Below are 16,725 nucleotides of genomic sequence, written 5' to 3'. Positions count from 1 at the left end.
TGGCAATGCAATACAATCTCACCAGAATCGACCCGGATGCACCCAATGACCAGTATCCGATCGGCGAACGGGAAACCGTAGCCGATCCGCTAGAGGATCAGGTCCACAAGAACATTTTCATGGGCAAGCTCTCGGACGTCCTGAGCGGTGCGGTCAACTGGGGGCGTAAAAACTCCCTGTGGCCGTACAACTTCGGTCTCTCGTGCTGCTACGTGGAAATGACCACCGCCTTCACCGCGCCCCACGACATCGCCCGCTTTGGCGCGGAAGTGATCCGGGCATCGCCGCGTCAGGCCGACTTCATGGTCATCGCCGGCACCTGCTTCGTGAAGATGGCGCCGATCATCCAGCGCCTCTACGAGCAGATGCTGGAGCCCAAGTGGGTGATCTCCATGGGTTCGTGCGCCAACTCCGGTGGCATGTACGACATTTACTCGGTCGTTCAAGGGGTGGATAAATTCCTCCCTGTGGACGTTTATGTGCCCGGCTGCCCGCCGCGCCCAGAGGCCTTCCTGCAAGGCCTGATGCTGTTGCAGGAATCGATTGGCCAAGAGCGTCGCCCGCTGTCCTGGGTCGTCGGTGATCAAGGCGTGTACCGCGCCGAGATGCCGTCGCAAAAGGAACAACGCCGCGAACAGCGTATCGCGGTCACCAACCTGCGCAGCCCCGACGAAGTCTGATCCAGCTCTTTACCCGGCACCGCCACAAAGAACCCTGGCTTCATTCTGTACGTTGACGAATAGCGACCGAGACCATGACAGCGGACACCGCTCTATATATCCCGCCTTACAAGGCTGACGACCAGGACGTGGTCGTCGAACTGAACCAGCGCTTCGGCCCCGAGGCGTTCGTCGCCCAGGAAACCCGCACCGGCATGCCGGTGCTGTGGATCGAACGCGCCAAGCTCAAGGAAGTGATGAGCTTCCTGCGCAACGTGCCCAAGCCCTACTCCATGCTGTATGACCTGCATGGCGTCGACGAGCGCCTGCGCACCCAGCGCCGCGGCCTGCCGGGCGCCGACTTCACCGTGTTCTACCACCTGATGTCGGTGGAGCGGAACAGCGACGTGATGATCAAGGTAGCGCTGCACGAAGGCGACCTGAACCTGCCCACCGTCACCGGTATCTGGCCCAACGCCAACTGGTACGAGCGTGAAGTCTGGGACATGTTCGGCATCACCTTCCAGGGCCACCCGCACCTGTCGCGCATCATGATGCCGCCCACTTGGGAAGGCCACCCGCTGCGCAAGGACTACCCGGCACGCGCCACCGAGTTCGACCCCTACAGCCTGAGCCTGGCCAAGCAGCAGCTGGAAGAGGAAGCCGCGCGTTTCCGCCCTGAAGACTGGGGCATGAAGCGTTCGGGCACCAACGAGGACTACATGTTCCTCAACCTGGGCCCCAACCACCCTTCGGCCCACGGTGCGTTCCGCATCATCCTGCAGCTGGACGGCGAAGAGATCGTCGACTGCGTGCCCGACATCGGCTACCACCACCGTGGCGCCGAGAAAATGGCCGAGCGCCAGTCCTGGCACAGCTTCATCCCCTACACCGACCGCATCGACTACCTGGGCGGGGTGATGAACAACCTGCCCTACGTGCTGGCGGTAGAAAAACTGGCGGGCATCAAGGTGCCACAGAAGGTCGACACCATCCGCATCATGATGGCCGAGTTCTTCCGTATCACCAGCCACCTGCTGTTCCTGGGTACCTACATCCAGGACGTGGGCGCCATGACCCCGGTGTTCTTCACCTTCACCGACCGCCAGAAGGCGTACACGGTGATCGAGGCCATCACCGGTTTCCGCCTGCACCCGGCCTGGTACCGCATTGGTGGCGTGGCCCACGACCTGCCGCGCGGCTGGGACAAGCTGGTCAAGGACTTCGTCGAATGGCTGCCCAAGCGCCTCGACGAATACACCAAGGCCGCCCTGCAGAACAGCATTCTCAAGGGCCGTACCATCGGCGTTGCCGCCTACAACACCAAGGAAGCCCTTGAGTGGGGCGTCACCGGTGCCGGCCTGCGTTCCACCGGTTGCGACTTCGACCTGCGCAAGGCACGCCCGTACTCGGGCTACGAGAACTTCGAGTTCGAAGTGCCGCTGGCCCACAACGGCGATGCCTATGACCGCTGCATGGTGCGCGTGGAAGAAATGCGCCAGAGCATCAAGATCATCGACCAGTGCATGCGCAACATGCCCGAAGGCCCGTACAAGGCGGACCACCCGCTGACCACGCCGCCGCCCAAGGAGCGCACGCTGCAGCACATCGAAACCTTGATCACGCACTTCCTGCAGGTTTCGTGGGGCCCGGTCATGCCGGCCAACGAGTCCTTCCAGATGATCGAAGCGACCAAGGGCATCAACAGTTATTACCTGACGAGCGACGGCGGCACCATGAGCTACCGTACCCGGATCCGCACCCCAAGCTACCCGCACCTGCAGCAGATCCCTTCGGTGATCAAAGGCAGCATGGTCGCGGACTTGATCGCGTACCTGGGTAGTATCGACTTCGTTATGGCCGACGTGGACCGCTAAGCATGAACAGCACGCTTATCCAGACTGACCGTTTCGCCCTGAGCGAAACCGAGCGCTCGGCCATCGAGCACGAGCTGCACCACTACGAGGACCCGCGCGCGGCGTCCATCGAAGCCCTGAAAATCGTGCAGAAGGAGCGCGGCTGGGTGCCCGACGGCGCCCTGTACGCCATTGGCGAGATCCTCGGCATCCCGGCCAGCGACGTCGAAGGCGTGGCCACCTTCTACAGCCAGATCTTCCGCCAGCCAGTGGGCCGCCACATCATTCGCGTGTGCGACAGCATGGTCTGCTACATCGGCGGCCACGAATCGGTCGTCAGCGAGATCCAGAGCAAGCTGGGCATCGGCCTCGGCCAGACCACCGCAGACGGCCGCTTCACCCTGTTGCCGGTGTGCTGCCTGGGCAACTGCGACAAAGCCCCGGCGCTGATGATCGACGACGACACCTTCGGTGACGTGCAGCCAGCCGGCGTTGCCAAACTGCTGGAGGGCTACGTATGACCCTGACTTCCTTCGGGCCGGCCAACCGCATTGCGCGGACCCCGGAAACCCACCCGCTGACCTGGCGCCTGCGTGACGACGCCGAACCGGTATGGTTCGACGAGTACGTGGCAAAGGACGGCTACGCCGCTGCGCGCAAGGCGTTCGCCGACCTGTCCCAGGACGAGATCGTGCAGACGGTGAAAGACTCCGGCCTCAAAGGCCGTGGCGGTGCGGGCTTCCCCACCGGCGTCAAATGGGGCCTGATGCCCAAAGACGAATCCATGAACATCCGCTACCTGCTGTGCAACGCGGATGAAATGGAGCCCAACACCTGGAAAGACCGCATGCTGATGGAGCAACTGCCCCATCTGCTGGTGGAAGGCATGCTCATCAGCGCCCGCGCGCTGAAGGCCTACCGTGGCTACATCTTCCTGCGCGGCGAGTACGTGACCGCCGCCAAGCACCTCAACCGTGCGGTGGAAGAAGCCAAGGCCGCCGGCCTTCTGGGCAAGAACATCTTGGGCTCGGGCTTCGACTTCGAGCTGTTCGTGCACACCGGTGCCGGCCGCTACATCTGCGGTGAAGAAACCGCGCTGATCAACTCCCTGGAAGGCCGCCGCGCCAACCCACGCTCCAAGCCGCCGTTCCCGGCCGCCGTGGGCGTGTGGGGCAAGCCGACCTGCGTGAACAACGTGGAAACCCTGTGCAACGTGCCGGCCATCGTCGGCAACGGCGTGGACTGGTACAAGTCGCTGGCCCGCGAAGGCAGCGAAGACGCCGGCACCAAGCTGATGGGCTTCAGCGGCAAGGTCAAGAACCCCGGCCTGTGGGAACTGCCGTTCGGCATCCCGGCCCGCGAGCTGTTCGAAGACTACGCCGGCGGCATGCGCGACGGCTACAAGCTCAAGTGCTGGCAGCCAGGCGGCGCCGGTACCGGCTTCCTGCTGCCCGAACACCTGGACGCGCAAATGTACGCCGGCGGCATCGGCAAGGTCGGCACCCGCATGGGTACGGGCCTGGCCATGGCCGTGGACGACAAGGTCAACATGGTGTCGCTGCTGCGCAACATGGAAGAGTTCTTCGCCCGCGAATCGTGCGGCTTCTGCACCCCGTGCCGCGACGGCCTGCCGTGGAGCGTCAAGCTCCTGCGCGCCCTCGAGAATGGCCAGGGCCAGCAGGGCGACATCGAGACGCTGCTGGGCCTGGTGGGTTTCCTTGGCCCAGGCAAGACCTTCTGTGCCCACGCACCCGGTGCCGTGGAGCCCTTGGGCAGCGCGATCAAATACTTCCGCCCGGAATTCGAGGCTGGCATCGCCGCAAGCAGCGGCCTGCGCCCGGACCTGGCGCGCCCGATCCAGGTCGGCGCATAACAAGACACAAAAGCCGGTGGTCCGTGCCACCGGCTGCCCGCGCCCTGCCCGCCGTTGACGGGCCGCGTGCGAGCACACAGCTTTCCATTAGCCACGCCCGCCCACGCGGGCCAACGAAGAACTTTGAACCATGGCCACTATCCACGTAGACGGCAAAGCGCTCGAAGTCGATGGCGCAGACAACCTGTTACAGGCCTGTCTGTCGCTTGGCCTCGACATCCCTTATTTCTGCTGGCACCCCGCACTGGGTAGCGTTGGTGCCTGTCGCCAGTGCGCGGTCAAGCAATACACCGACGAGAACGACACCCGTGGTCGCATCGTCATGTCGTGCATGACCCCTGCCACCGACAACACCTGGATCTCCATCGAAGACGAGGAGTCCAAGGCGTTCCGCGCCAGTGTGGTCGAATGGCTGATGACCAACCACCCGCACGACTGCCCGGTGTGCGAGGAAGGCGGCCACTGCCACCTGCAGGACATGACCGTGATGACCGGTCACAACGAGCGGCGCTACCGCTTCACCAAGCGCACGCACCAGAACCAGGAACTCGGCCCGTTCATCGCCCACGAGATGAACCGCTGCATCGCCTGCTACCGCTGCGTCCGCTTCTACAAGGACTACGCCGGCGGCACCGACCTGGGCGTATACGGCGCCCACGACAACGTGTACTTCGGCCGCGTTGAAGACGGCGTGCTGGAAAGCGAGTTCTCCGGCAACCTCACCGAGGTCTGCCCGACCGGTGTGTTCACCGACAAGACCCACTCCGAGCGCTACAACCGCAAGTGGGACATGCAGTTCGCCCCCAGCATCTGCCACGGCTGCAGCAGCGGCTGCAACATCAGCCCCGGCGAGCGTTACGGCGAACTGCGCCGCGTGGAGAACCGCTACAACGGTTCGGTCAACCACTACTTCCTGTGCGACCGCGGCCGTTTCGGCTACGGCTACGTGAACCGCAAGGACCGCCCGCGCCAGCCGCTGCTGGGCCAGCAGAAGCTGGGCCTGGACGCTGCCCTGGACAAGGCCGCCGAGCTGCTGCGCGGCCGCAACATCGTCGGTATCGGTTCGCCGCGCGCCAGCCTTGAAAGCAACTTCGCCCTGCTGGAACTGGTGGGTGGCGAGCACTTCTACAGCGGTATCGAAGCCGCTGAACTGGGCCGTATTCGCCTGGTGCTGGACGTGCTGAAGAACAGCCCGCTGCCGATCCCGAGCCTGCGCGAAGTGGAAGACCACGACGCTGTATTCGTGCTAGGCGAAGACCTCACCCAGACCGCCGCGCGCATGGCCCTGGCCCTGCGCCAATCGGTCAAGGGCAAGGCCGTGGAGATGGCCGACGGCATGCGCGTACAGCCCTGGCTGGACGCAGCGGTCAAGAATATCGGCCAGCACGCCCTGCACCCGCTGTTCATCGCCAGCCTGACCGACACCAAGCTCGATGACGTGGCCGAGGAATGCGTACACGCAGCGCCTGAAGACCTGGCGCGCATCGGTTTCGCCGTGGCCCACGCCCTGGACGCCAGCGCCCCTGCCGTTGCCGGCCTGGACGCCGAAGCCCTGGAGCTGGCGCAACGCATCGCCGATGCCCTGCTGAAGGCCAAGCGCCCGCTGATCGTGTCCGGCACCTCGCTGGGCAGCAACGCCCTGATCGAGGCCGCCGCCAACATTGCCAAGGCGCTGAACCTGGCCGGCAAGCAAGGCTCGCTGAGCCTGGTGGTACCCGAGGCCAACAGCCTGGGCCTGGCCATGCTGGGTGGCGAGTCGGTTGACGCTGCGCTGGACGCGGTGATCGACGGCCGTGCCGATGCCCTGGTCATCCTCGAAAACGACCTGTACACCCGCCTGCCGGCCGCCAAGGTCGATGCTGCCCTGGCCGCCGCCAAGGTAGTGATCGTCGCTGACCACCAGCAGACCGCCACCGCCGACCGCGCCCACCTGGTGCTGCCAGCGGCCAGCTTCGCCGAAGGCGACGGTACCTTGATCAGCCAGGAAGGCCGCGCCCAGCGCTTCTTCCAGGTGTTCGACCCGGCGTACCTGGACTCAAGCAACCTGATCCACGAAGGCTGGCGCTGGCTGCATGCCCTGCGCAGCACGCTTTTGGACCGTCAGGTCGATTACACCCTGCTGGACCAGGTGACCCAGGCCGTGGCCAACAGCAAGCCGGCACTTGCGCGTATCGTCGAGGCCGCACCGTCGGCGGCGTTCCGCATCAAGGGCCTGAAGCTTGCCCGTGAACCGCTGCGCTACAGCGGCCGCACGGCTATGCGCGCCAACATCAGCGTGCACGAGCCGCGCACCCCGCAAGACAAGGACACCGCGTTCGCCTTCTCCATGGAAGGCTACTCGGGCTCCGTCGAGCCGCGCCAGCAGGTGCCGTTCGCCTGGTCGCCGGGCTGGAACTCGCCACAGGCCTGGAACAAGTTCCAGGACGAGGTCGGTGGCCACCTGCGCGCAGGCGACCCGGGCACCCGCCTGATCGAAACCCAGGGCGACAGCCTGAACTGGTTCAGCGCCATCCCGGGTGCCTTCGCCCCGGCCCGTGGCACATGGACCGCCGTGCCTGTGCACCACCTGTTCGGCTCCGAGGAAAACTCGTCCCGCGCAGCGCCGGTACAGGAACGCATCCAGGCCGCCTACGTCAGCCTGGCCAAGTCGGAAGCCGACCGCCTGGGCGTCAACGACGGCGCGCTGCTGAGCCTGAACGTCGCGGGCGTGGCCCTGCGCCTGCCGCTGCGCATCAATGAAGAACTCGGCGCGGGCCTGGTGGCCCTGCCCGCAGGCTTCGCCGGCATTCCGCCAGCGTTCGCCGGCGCTACCGTCGACGGCCTGCAGGAGGCAGCACAATGACCTGGTTCACCCCTGAAGTGATCGACATCATCATTGCTGTCGTGAAGGCCTTGGTGATCATGCTGGCCGTGGTGGTCTGCGGCGCGTTGCTCAGCTTCGTCGAACGTCGCCTGCTGGGCTGGTGGCAGGACCGCTACGGTCCGAACCGTGTCGGCCCGTTCGGCATGTTCCAGATCGCCGCCGACATGCTGAAGATGTTCTTCAAGGAAGACTGGAACCCACCGTTCGTCGACCGGGTGATCTTCACCCTGGCGCCGGTGGTGGCCATGAGTGCCTTGCTGATCGCCTTCGCCATCATCCCGCTGACCCCTACCTGGGGCATCGCCGACCTGAACATCGGCCTGCTGTTCTTCTTCGCCATGGCGGGGCTTTCGGTGTACGCGGTGCTGTTCGCCGGCTGGTCGTCGAACAACAAGTACGCCCTGCTCGGCAGCCTGCGGGCGTCGGCGCAGACCGTGTCGTACGAAGTGTTCATGGGCCTGGCGCTGATGGGCATCGTGGCGCAGGTGGGCTCGTTCAACATGCGCGACATCGTTGAATACCAGTCCCAGCACCTGTGGTTCATCATTCCGCAGTTCTTCGGCTTCTGCACCTTCTTCGTCGCCGGCGTGGCAGTGACTCACCGTCACCCCTTCGACCAACCGGAAGCGGAGCAGGAACTGGCCGACGGCTACCACATCGAATACGCCGGCATGAAATGGGGCATGTTCTTCGTCGGCGAGTACATCGGCATCATCATGATCTCGGCGCTGCTGGTGACCCTGTTCTTCGGTGGCTGGCACGGCCCGTTCGATATCCTGCCGCAGCTGTCGTTCCTGTGGTTCGCGCTCAAGACCGCGTTCTTCATCATGATCTTCATCCTGCTGCGCGCCTCGATTCCGCGCCCACGGTATGACCAGGTGATGGATTTCAGCTGGAAATTCTGCTTGCCGCTGACCCTGATCAATTTGCTGGTGACCGCTGCGCTCGTGTTGTTGAACACGCCAGCTGTTGCGGCCCAGTGAGGATTTGACCCATGTTCAAATATATTGGTGACGTCATTAAGGGTACTGGTACCCAGCTGCGCAGCCTGGTGATGATTTTCGGCCATGGCTTCCGCAAGCGTGACACCCTGCAGTACCCCGAAGAAGCCGTGTACCTGCCGCCGCGCTACCGCGGCCGCATCGTGCTGACCCGCGACCCCGACGGCGAAGAGCGCTGCGTGGCGTGCAACCTGTGCGCCGTGGCCTGCCCGGTGGGTTGCATCTCGCTGCAGAAGGCCGAGACCGAAGACGGCCGCTGGTACCCGGACTTCTTCCGCATCAACTTCTCCCGCTGCATTTTCTGCGGCCTGTGCGAGGAAGCGTGCCCGACCACCGCGATCCAGCTGACCCCGGATTTCGAAATGGCCGAGTTCAAGCGTCAGGACCTGGTGTACGAGAAAGAAGATCTGCTGATCTCCGGCCCCGGCAAGAACCCTGACTACAACTTCTATCGCGTTGCAGGGATGGCCGTTGCCGGCAAGCCGAAAGGCGCCGCGCAGAACGAAGCCGAGCCGATCAACGTGAAGAGCTTGCTCCCTTAAGGAAGAAAGATGGAATTCGCTTTCTATTTCGCAGCCGGAGTCGCCGTGGTGTCCACCTTCAGGGTGATCACCAACACCAACCCCGTGCACGCGCTGCTGTACCTGATCATCTCGCTGATTGCCGTGTCCATGACCTTCTTCAGCCTGGGCGCGCCGTTTGCCGGTGTGCTGGAAGTGATCGTCTACGCCGGCGCCATCATGGTGCTGTTCGTCTTCGTGGTGATGATGCTCAACCTGGGCCCGGCCTCGGTGCTGCAGGAACGTGGCTGGTTCAAGCCGGGTATCTGGGCAGGCCCCATTTTCCTCGCTGGCATGCTGCTGTTCGAACTGCTGTACGTGCTGTTCGCCGAGCCTTCGGGCGCGGCCATCGGCCAGCAGACCGTGGACGCCAAGGCCGTGGGCGTAAGCCTGTTCGGCCCCTACCTGCTGGTGGTGGAACTGGCCTCGATGCTGCTGCTGGCGGCCGTGGTCACCGCCTTCCACCTGGGCCGCAACGAGGCGAAGGAGTAACTCATGTCATCTATTCCCCTGGAACATGGTCTCGCAGTAGCCGGTGTGCTGTTCTGCCTGGGCCTGATGGGCGTGTTGGTACGCCGCAACATTCTGTTCGTATTGATGAGCCTGGAAATCATGATGAACGCCACTGCGCTGGCGTTCGTCGTGGCCGGTGCACGCTGGGCGCAGCCGGATGGACAGATCATGTTCATCCTGGTCATCACCCTGGCAGCCGCCGAGGCCAGCATTGGCCTGGCGATTTTGCTGCAGCTGTACCGCCGCTTCCACACGCTTGATATCGACGCTGCCAGTGAGATGCGCGGATGAACCTAATCTTCCTGACTTTCGTATTCCCCCTGATCGGCTTCCTGCTGCTGTCGTTCTCGCGCGGGCGGTTTTCCGAGAACCTCTCGGCGCTGATCGGCGTGGGCTCCATCGGCCTGTCGGCGATTGTCGCCGCCTGGGTCATCTGGCAGTTCAACGTCAGCCCGCCTGAAGCAGGCCACTACACCCTGGTGCTGTGGCGCTGGATGTCGGTAGATGGCTTCGAACCCAACTTCGCCCTGTACGTCGACGGCCTGTCGGTGACCATGCTGGGCGTGGTGGTGGGCGTGGGCTTCCTGATCCACCTGTTCGCGTCCTGGTACATGCGCGGTGAAGAGGGCTACTCGCGCTTCTTCTCGTACACCAACCTGTTCATCGCCAGCATGCTGTTCCTGGTACTGGCCGACAACCTGCTGTTCCTGTACTTCGGCTGGGAAGGCGTGGGCCTGTGCAGCTACCTGCTGATCGGTTTCTACTACAGCAACCGCGCCAACGGCAACGCCGCACTGAAAGCGTTCATCGTTACCCGTATCGGTGACGTGTTCATGGCCATCGGCCTGTTCATCCTGTTCCAGCAGTTGGGCACGCTGAATATCCAGGAACTGATGGTGCGTGCCCCTGCGCACTTCAAGGTCGGCGACTTCTGGATTGTGTTCGCTACCCTGATGCTGCTGGGCGGCGCGGTCGGTAAATCGGCCCAGCTGCCGCTGCAGACCTGGCTGGCAGACGCCATGGCCGGCCCGACTCCGGTGTCGGCACTGATCCACGCCGCCACCATGGTAACCGCGGGCGTGTACCTGATTGCCCGTACCCACGGCCTGTTCGCCCTGGCGCCGGATATCCTGCACCTGGTGGGCATCGTCGGCGGCGTGACCCTGGTACTGGCCGGCTTCGCAGCCCTGGTGCAGACCGACATCAAGCGTATCCTCGCCTACTCCACCATGAGCCAGATCGGCTACATGTTCCTGGCCCTGGGCGTTGGCGCCTGGGAAGGCGCGATCTTCCACCTGATGACCCACGCCTTCTTCAAGGCCCTGCTGTTCCTTGCCTCGGGTGCGGTGATCGTTGGCTGCCACCACGAGCAGAACATCTTCAAGATGGGCGGCCTGTGGAAGAAACTGCCGCTGGCCTACGCCTGCTTCATCGTTGGTGGCGCGGCGCTGTCGGCCCTGCCGATCCTGACCGTGGGCTTCTACTCCAAGGACGAGATCCTCTGGGAAGCCTTCGCCAGCGGCCACACCTACCTGCTGTACGCAGGCCTGGTGGGCGCGTTCATGACCTCGATCTACACCTTCCGCCTGATCTTCATCGCCTTCCACGGCGAGGCCAAGACCGACGCCCACCCCGGCCACGGTATTTCCCATTGGCTGCCGCTGGGCGTGCTGATCGTGCTGTCGACCTTCGTTGGCGCCTGGATCCACCCACCACTGGCGGGCGTGCTGCCGGAAAGCGTCGGCCATGCCGGCGGCGAAGCCAAGCACAGCCTGGAAATTGCCTCGGGCGCCATCGCCCTGGCCGGTATCCTGCTGTCGGCCCTGCTGTTCCTGGGCAAGCGCCGCGTGGCCACCGCCATCGCCAACAGCAGCCTTGGCCGCGTGCTGTCGGCCTGGTGGTTCGCCGCCTGGGGCTTCGACTGGATCTACGACAAACTGTTCGTCAAACCGTACCTGGCTATCAGCCATATGCTGCGCAAAGACCCCGTGGACCAGACCATCGGCCTGATCCCGCGCATGGCCAAAGGCGGCAACAATGCCATGAGCCGTACCGAAACGGGCCAGCTGCGCTGGTACGCCGCCTCCATCGCCGCCGGTGCCGTATTGGTACTGGGCGCCGTTGTACTGGCTGCGGTCTGACTATGAACCTTGCGACTTTGCGAAAGGAATTGAGCCCGTCATGATTTTGCCCTGGCTGATCCTGATCCCCTTTATCGGCGGCCTTCTGTGCTGGCTGGGTGAGCGCTCCGGCGCCACCCTGCCACGCTGGATCGCGTTGCTGACCATGTCCCTGGAACTCGCCCTCGGCCTCTGGCTGTGGGCCCATGGCGACTACCACCTGGCCCCTGCCCCGGGCGCCGCTCCTGTCTGGGCCTACGAATTCAAGGTCCAGTGGATCGAGCGCTTCGGCATCAGCGTGCACCTGGGCCTGGATGGCCTGTCACTGCTGATGATCTTGCTGACCGGCCTGCTCGGCGTGCTGTCGGTGCTGTGTTCCTGGAAAGAGATCCAGCGCCACGTCGGCTTCTTCCACCTCAACCTGATGTGGATCCTGGGCGGCGTGGTCGGGGTGTTCCTGGCCCTGGACCTGTTCCTGTTCTTCTTCTTCTGGGAAATGATGCTGGTGCCGATGTACTTCCTCATCGCGCTCTGGGGTCACAGCTCGGCAGACGGCAAGAAGACCCGGATCTACGCGGCGACCAAGTTCTTCATCTTCACCCAGGCCAGCGGCCTGATCATGCTGGTGGCGATCCTGGGCCTGGTGTTGTTCAACTACAACAACACCGGCGTGCTGACCTTCAACTACAGCGACCTGCTGAAGGCCAACCTGCCACACGGCGTGGAATACATCCTGATGCTGGGCTTTTTCATCGCGTTCGCGGTGAAGCTGCCGGTGGTGCCGTTCCACTCCTGGCTGCCGGACGCCCACGCCCAGGCACCTACCGCAGGTTCGGTCGACCTGGCCGGTATTCTGCTGAAGACCGCGGCCTACGGCCTGCTGCGCTTCGCCCTGCCGCTGTTCCCGCACGCCTCGGCGGAGTTCGCGCCGATTGCCATGACCCTGGGCCTGGTCGGCATCTTCTACGGCGCCTTCCTGGCGTTCGCGCAGACCGACATCAAGCGCCTGATCGCGTTCTCCAGTGTGTCGCACATGGGCTTCGTGCTGATCGGCATCTACTCGGGTTCGCAACAGGCGCTGCAGGGCGCGGTGGTCCAGATGCTCGCGCACGGCCTGTCGGCTGCCGCGCTGTTTATCCTCAGCGGCCAGCTGTATGAGCGCCTGCACACCCGTGACATGCGTGAAATGGGCGGCCTGTGGTCGCGCATCGCCTACCTGCCGGCCATCAGCCTGTTCTTCGCGGCAGCGTCGCTGGGCCTGCCGGGCACCGGCAACTTCGTCGGCGAGTTCCTGATCCTGATCGGCAGCTTCCCGATTGCCCCGGTGGTGATCATCATCGCCACCAGCGGCCTGGTGTTCGGCTCCGTGTACTCGCTGATCATGATCCACCGCGCCTACTTCGGCCCGTCGAAATCCGACGCGATCCTGGCCGGCATGGACAACCGCGAACTGATCATGGTGCTGGGCCTTGCCGCCCTGCTGGTACTGCTTGGCGTCTACCCGCAACCGTTCCTGGACACCTCGGCCGCCACCATGGCCGGTGTGCAGCAGTGGTTCGGCACCGCTTTCACTCAACTCGCTTCGGCCCGGTAAGAGCGCTATGGACCTGACCCTTCAACACTTTATCGCGCTTGCACCGCTGCTGATCACCAGCCTCACCGTTGTCGTGGTGATGCTGGCGATTGCCTGGCGGCGCAATCACTCGCAAACCTTTCTGCTGTCGGTGGCGGGGCTGAACATTGCCCTGCTGTCGGTGTTGCCGGCACTGAAGGTGTCGCCCATCAGCGTCACCTCGCTGATCCAGATCGACCACTTCGCCTGCCTGTACATTGCCTTGATCCTGGTGGCCACGCTTGCGTGCGTGACCCTGGCCCACGCCTACCTGGGTGATGGCGGCTCGGGTTACCCGGGCAACCGCGAAGAGCTGTACCTGCTGATTTTGATGGCCGCCGCCGGCGGCATGGTCCTGGTCAGCGCGCAGCACCTGTCGAGCCTGTTCATCGGCCTGGAACTGCTGTCGGTGCCGACCTACGGCCTGATCGCCTATGCGTTCTTCAACAAGCGTTCGCTGGAAGCCGGCATCAAGTACATGGTGCTGTCGGCCGCAGGTTCCGCCTTCCTGCTGTTCGGCATGGCGCTGCTGTATGCCGACGCCGGCAGCCTGCAGTTCGCTGAAATTGGCCGCGCCCTGGCAGCCACCGGCAAGCCGAGCAGCCTGGCGGCCCTGGGCCTGGGCATGATGTTCGTCGGCCTGGCGTTCAAGCTGTCGCTGGTACCCTTCCACCTGTGGACCCCGGACGTCTACGAAGGCGCCCCGGCGCCGGTGGCGGCCTTTCTGGCCACCGCCAGCAAGGTCGCGGTGTTCGCCGTTGTGGTGCGTCTGTTCCAGCTGTCGCCTGCGGCCAGCAGCGGCGTGCTGACCACTGTGCTGGAAGTGATTGCGGTAGCCTCGATCATCATCGGCAACCTGCTGGCGGTGACCCAGACCAACCTCAAGCGCCTGCTGGGTTTCAGCTCCATCGCCCACTTCGGCTACCTGCTGATCGCGCTGGTGGCCAGCAAGGGCCTGGCGCTGGAAGCCATCGGCGTGTACCTGGTGACCTACGTGATCACCAGCCTTGGCGCCTTCGGCGTGATTACCCTGATGTCCTCGCCGTACAACGGCCGTGACGCCGACGCCCTGTACGAATACCGCGGCCTGTTCTGGCGCCGCCCGTACCTGACCGCCGTGCTGACCGTGATGATGCTGTCCCTGGCCGGCATCCCGCTGACCGCCGGCTTCATCGGCAAGTTCTACATCATCGCCACCGGCGTCGAATCGCACCTGTGGTGGCTGACCGGCGCCCTGGTGATCGGTAGCGCCATCGGCGTGTTCTACTACCTGCGCGTGATGGTCACCCTGTACCTGATCGAGCCGACCCTGCGTCGTCACGATGCACCGTTCAACTGGGAACAGCGTACCGGTGGCGTAATGCTGCTGGCCATCGCCATCCTGGCATTCGCGCTGGGTGTGTACCCGCAGCCGCTGCTGGACCTGGTGCAGCATGCAGGGTTTCAGCTGATTGGTTGATTGAAACCTGGTTGTACAAGACACCCCGCCCTCGTGCGGGGTGTTTTGTTTTTCCCCACGCAATCCTGTAGCCGCTGCCGCCAGGCTGCGGCTACGCGATTGCGGTGGGGCTGGCAGGTGCATGCCTTGGGGTTTGCAGTGATCTTGAGACCGCGCGCCGCCCGCGCGGCGCTTCGGGGGCAGAGCCCCCTCCCACATCTGTTTCGGGCCAGTTCTGTCTGTGAGATCAGCTGGTACGCCCTGGATTTGTGTCGCGCCGCTCTGCGCCAGGCGCTACAGTTGGGTGAGTCCTTTTTCTCCGTTCAAGGCCCCCTGTCGATGACCAAACCCTTCCCTCTGCTGTTGCTCGCCGTCGCTCTGCTAGCCGCCTGTTCCAGCGCCCCCAAAGCCCCCACCGCCGAGCAACTGGCGCAGGCCGAAGCCGCCAACCTGCGCACCGACGCCGACATGACGCTGGTGCTGGACAAGCTGGCCAACCTCAACCCGCAACCCATCGAGACACTGGACGTGGGCACCGCGCGCGTGCAGCCCACCCTGGCCGATGCCGCCAAGGCGGTGCTGGCGGACCAGGGCGTTAGCGGGGATGTGCCTGGGGTAACGGCGTACGACCGCAACGTGCCCGGCGCCGCAGGGCAGATTCCGGCCACGGTCTATACGCCGGAGGGCGGTGGCTTCAAGCCGGTGATCCTGTACTTCCACGGCGGTGGCTGGGTGCTGGCAGACCGCAAGGTGTATGACAGCTCGGCCCGGGCCCTGGCCAAGCTGGCCGATGCCGTGGTGGTGTCCATCGACTACCGCCGTGCCCCCGAGAACCGCTTCCCGGCCGCCGCCGATGACGGCGTGGCGGTGTACCGCTGGTTGACCCACTACGCCCGCGCCGTGGGCGGTGACCCCATGCACCTGGCCCTGGCCGGTGAAAGTGCTGGCGGCAACCTGGCCCTGGCCACCGCCATCAGTGCGCATGAGCAAGGCCTGGCCGCGCCCAAGCACGTGTTGGCGGTTTACCCGGTGACCCAGACCGGGAGCGACACCGAGTCCTACAGCAGGTACGCCCACGCCAAGCCATTGAACGCGGCAATGATGCCGTGGTTCTTCAACCAACTGCTCAGCGACCCGGCGCAGAGGCAGGACCCGCGTCTGGACGTGCTGCATGCCAACCTGCAGGGCTTGCCACCGGTGACGCTGATCAACGCCGAGGTCGACCCGCTGCGTGACGATGGCGCGTTGATGGAGACCGCGTTGAAGGCCGCCGGTGTGAATGTGGAACGGCGCGTGTACAGCGGCGTCACCCATGAATTCTTCGGGCTGGGCAACCTGGTGCAGAAATCGGCGCAGGCCCAGGCCTACGCCGGCGAGCGCCTGACCGCCGACCTGCACCGCGCAACCTCCAACACCCCCGACACCCTGGCCCCGTAGCAGCTGCCGCAGGCTGCGTCCAGCGCCAGCACCGTACCGCGCCCGGACGCGGCCTTGCGGCCGCTGCTACAGATCACTCCGCCGCATCCACGTAGCAGCTGCCGCAGGCTGCGTCCAGCGCCAGCACCGTACCGCGCCCGGACGCGGCCTTGCGGCCGCTGCTACAGATCACTCCGCCGCATCCACGTAGCAGCTGCCGCAGGCTGCGTCCGGCGCCAACACCGTAGCCCGCCCGGACGCGGCCTTGCGGCCACTGCTACAGATCACTCCGCCGCATCCACGTAGCAGCTGCCGCAGGCTGCGTCCACCGCCAACACCGTAGCCCGCCCAGACACGGCCTTGCGGCCGCTGCTACAGGCCTTCCGCGTGCACAAAGCAGAGTTTATTGCCCTCGGGGTCACGGCAATAGGCACCGTAGTAGTCGGCTGAATACTGCGGTCGCAGGCCCGGGGCGCCTTCATCCTGCCCGCCCATCTGCAGGGCTGTCGTCCACGCTGCTTCAACCTGCGCGCGGCTGCCCGCAGCAAAGCTGACCTGCACGCCATTGCCCCAGGTGGCCGGCAGCCCATTGAACGGTTCCTGCACGAAAAACTGCGGCCAGCGCCGCCCTGGAATCTGCCAGCCGGCACCCGGCGGCCCGCCGTCGTTGTCATCGGGCATGCGTTCGAACCCCAGTTCATGCAGCACGGCGTCATAGAACGCCGCCAACCGCGGCAAATCGCGGGCACCCAGTTGAATGTGGCTGTACATGGCTCGTCCTCTTTTTCATCCTGCATGACAAAAAACTCAGCCC

Annotated in this window: 14 protein-coding genes; 13 read left to right on the top strand and 1 reads right to left on the bottom strand. The window is 64.5% G+C overall.

Annotated elements, in window-relative coordinates:
- Positions 1-5 precede the first annotated feature (5 nt).
- The 13 genes from AC0SZ7_RS10045 (at position 6) to AC0SZ7_RS09985 (ending at position 15,932) form a co-directional block, all read left to right on the top strand.
- Positions 6-680, top strand: coding sequence for a NuoB/complex I 20 kDa subunit family protein (locus tag AC0SZ7_RS10045; RefSeq protein WP_158156576.1), 675 nt, complete (start codon positions 6-8; stop codon positions 678-680).
- 74 nt (positions 681-754) lie between these two features.
- Positions 755-2,536: an NADH-quinone oxidoreductase subunit C/D gene (nuoC, locus tag AC0SZ7_RS10040; protein WP_475504256.1), complete on the top strand. Its 1,782-nt coding sequence runs from the start codon at positions 755-757 to the stop codon at positions 2,534-2,536.
- Between the two features lie 2 nt (positions 2,537-2,538).
- Positions 2,539-3,036 carry an NADH-quinone oxidoreductase subunit NuoE gene (gene nuoE / locus AC0SZ7_RS10035; protein WP_007970445.1) on the top strand — a complete coding sequence of 166 codons (498 nt, stop codon included), beginning with the start codon at positions 2,539-2,541 and terminating at the stop codon, positions 3,034-3,036.
- Entirely contained in the window at positions 3,033-4,388 is a 1,356-nt protein-coding gene (nuoF, locus tag AC0SZ7_RS10030) for an NADH-quinone oxidoreductase subunit NuoF (RefSeq protein WP_475504255.1), read from the top strand. Before nuoE ends, nuoF begins: the two co-directional genes overlap by 4 nt.
- 130 nt (positions 4,389-4,518) lie before the next feature.
- Positions 4,519-7,230 (top strand): NADH-quinone oxidoreductase subunit NuoG, encoded by a 2,712-nt coding sequence (gene nuoG, locus AC0SZ7_RS10025; RefSeq protein ID WP_475504254.1) that lies wholly within the window; start codon positions 4,519-4,521, stop codon positions 7,228-7,230.
- A complete protein-coding gene (nuoH, locus tag AC0SZ7_RS10020) occupies positions 7,227-8,234 on the top strand; it encodes an NADH-quinone oxidoreductase subunit NuoH (protein ID WP_475504253.1) in 1,008 nt (335 codons plus the stop codon). Before nuoG ends, nuoH begins: the two co-directional genes overlap by 4 nt.
- Before the next feature lie 11 nt (positions 8,235-8,245).
- Positions 8,246-8,794, top strand: coding sequence for an NADH-quinone oxidoreductase subunit NuoI (gene nuoI, locus AC0SZ7_RS10015; protein ID WP_475504252.1), 549 nt, complete (start codon positions 8,246-8,248; stop codon positions 8,792-8,794).
- A gap of 9 nt (positions 8,795-8,803) precedes the next feature.
- Positions 8,804-9,304 carry an NADH-quinone oxidoreductase subunit J gene (nuoJ, locus tag AC0SZ7_RS10010; RefSeq protein ID WP_475504251.1) on the top strand — a complete coding sequence of 167 codons (501 nt, stop codon included), beginning with the start codon at positions 8,804-8,806 and terminating at the stop codon, positions 9,302-9,304.
- 3 nt (positions 9,305-9,307) lie between these two features.
- Positions 9,308-9,616, top strand: coding sequence for an NADH-quinone oxidoreductase subunit NuoK (nuoK, locus tag AC0SZ7_RS10005; RefSeq protein ID WP_008369052.1), 309 nt, complete (start codon positions 9,308-9,310; stop codon positions 9,614-9,616).
- A complete protein-coding gene (gene nuoL / locus AC0SZ7_RS10000) occupies positions 9,613-11,466 on the top strand; it encodes an NADH-quinone oxidoreductase subunit L (protein WP_475504250.1) in 1,854 nt (617 codons plus the stop codon). Before nuoK ends, nuoL begins: the two co-directional genes overlap by 4 nt.
- Before the next feature lie 40 nt (positions 11,467-11,506).
- A complete protein-coding gene (gene nuoM, locus AC0SZ7_RS09995; protein WP_475504249.1) occupies positions 11,507-13,039 on the top strand; it encodes an NADH-quinone oxidoreductase subunit M in 1,533 nt (510 codons plus the stop codon).
- Between the two features lie 7 nt (positions 13,040-13,046).
- Positions 13,047-14,516 (top strand): NADH-quinone oxidoreductase subunit NuoN, encoded by a 1,470-nt coding sequence (gene nuoN, locus AC0SZ7_RS09990; protein ID WP_475504248.1) that lies wholly within the window; start codon positions 13,047-13,049, stop codon positions 14,514-14,516.
- A gap of 318 nt (positions 14,517-14,834) precedes the next feature.
- A complete protein-coding gene (locus tag AC0SZ7_RS09985; protein WP_475504247.1) occupies positions 14,835-15,932 on the top strand; it encodes an alpha/beta hydrolase in 1,098 nt (365 codons plus the stop codon).
- 351 nt (positions 15,933-16,283) lie between these two features.
- On the opposite strand, the gene AC0SZ7_RS09980 is transcribed toward AC0SZ7_RS09985, so the two are convergent.
- Positions 16,284-16,682, bottom strand: a complete 399-nt coding sequence (locus AC0SZ7_RS09980) for a VOC family protein (protein WP_475504246.1) — start codon at positions 16,680-16,682, stop codon at positions 16,284-16,286.
- Positions 16,683-16,725 lie beyond the last annotated feature (43 nt).

It is taken from the genome of Pseudomonas sp. JC1203 (assembly GCF_056175065.1).
The sequence above is the reverse complement of the archived record's forward strand: the minus strand, read 5'-3'. Positions and strand labels throughout refer to the sequence as shown.